Source organism: Streptomyces beijiangensis, assembly GCF_017315755.1.
Classification (GTDB): domain Bacteria; phylum Actinomycetota; class Actinomycetes; order Streptomycetales; family Streptomycetaceae; genus Streptomyces; species Streptomyces beijiangensis.
Map to the genome: position 1 here is coordinate 1 of NZ_JAFLRJ010000578.1, position 1,551 is coordinate 1,551.

Genomic DNA, 1,551 nt, shown 5'->3' on the forward strand with positions numbered 1-1,551 from the left:
CACCGGCACGTCGTACGGGAGTCTTCCGGGCGCGCTCGGCCATGAACGCGCGCTCCGCGAGCACAGGGCCCTCGAAGCGGCGGACGCGGTCGACCGGAATCCCGGCCATCGACGCGACCTCCTCGGCGGAGGCTCCAGCTCGTATCCTCGCCTGGATGTCGCGAGGACGGAGGTGGCTCTCCACCTCGATCTCGATCTGGCCCAGTCGAGCGCGGTCATTACGGACCGCCGCACGCAGCCGTTCATCGATCGGAAGCGTGTACTCCGTACTGTCCGCAGCTTTGAGCACCAGTCGTGTGCCGTCATTCGAGACGGCCACGACACGCAGTTCGGGCATGGGAACCTCCCGGGTGGTGCCTGCCGACGTCACGTGCGTCGCTGCTTCCGCTAGTCGAGTGTGGCCTGCCCGGGTGCAGCCTGCCACAACATTGCTGTTCTGCCCGGCGTGTCGGGCATGAACCCCGGACCGCCGTTATGGCACGGTTACCAGTTTGCGACGCAAAGTGACCATTTCGGTCACTCACCCCCAAGGAAGACCGGGCCCAGGGCTCGCAACAGTACTCCATTCGGGCCACGCGGGTGGGCGGCACGCCGCCGAAGTTCTTCCGGCGCACGGGAGTTGAACCGTCGCAGGAGTGGCCTGGTTCACAGAATCAGCTGAATCGGAACTATTCGTTTCGCTCAAATGTCCCTATCTGGTGCATGGTGGGAAAGAAGGTCAAACAGAGGCTGTAGATGGTGCAGAAGTCCGACAACGAGACAGAAACGAACAAAAGGTCCCTTGGGCTGAGCGTTCCACAGGTCGCGGGAAGCGCGATCGCTGCGGTGGTGGCCGCCGTACTCGCCTCGAAGCTCGGGGTGTACGGGACGATCATCGGCGCCGGTGTGGTCAGTGTCTTCGCGACCTGCGGCGGCACGATCTTCCAGCATCTGTTCCGCCGCACCGGCGAGCAGATACGCGAGGTGACGGTCCAGGTGAAGCCCAGGGGCCGTCAGGTCCCGGTCCGGCGCGTGCCGGGTGACAGGGACCCCGGAGCGGTACCGCCGACGGTCGCGGCGCCCTGGCCCGAGGACATGGGAACCCAGCTGATCACGCAGGTTTCCGCGGAGTCCCCGGCGGAGGGTCTCGACGCGACGCAGATGATGCTGCCCGACCTGGACAGAACGCAGCTGGTGCCTCAGGTGCCCGCGGCCGAGGCGTCCACGAACGAGGAGTCCACGGACGAGGAGCCCGCGCACGAGGAGTTCACGGAGGCCACGACCCACGGCACCCGGATCCGTGGCGGAAAGCGTTCGGTGCTCGCGGCCGTCGTCGTCTTCGTCATGGCCATGGGCGGGATCACCGGATTCGAGCTGCTCTCCGGCCAGGACCTCAGCGGCGGCAAGGGCACGACGATCGGTGGCGCGGTGACGGGCGACAGCGGCAAGAAGTCCACACCGTCCTCGCCCACCCCCGCGGACACCACGACCCCGTCCCCGGCGCAGAGCGGTTCGGGCGAAGGCCAGTCGCCGAGCCCCGACCCGGCGAAGAGCGGCGACTCCACGCCGGAC

2 protein-coding genes are annotated in these 1,551 nt (G+C 67.3%); one reads left to right on the forward strand and one right to left on the reverse strand.

What is annotated here, in order from left to right:
- On the reverse strand, positions 1–370 hold a 370-nt coding region (gene sepH / locus J0695_RS37060; protein ID WP_206969154.1), incomplete at its 3' end, for a septation protein SepH.
- A 365-nt stretch (positions 371–735) separates the two neighbouring features.
- Between sepH and J0695_RS37065 the strand changes: the two genes are divergently transcribed.
- A partial coding sequence (locus tag J0695_RS37065; protein WP_206969155.1) for a hypothetical protein occupies positions 736–1,551 on the forward strand: 816 nt, incomplete at its 3' end.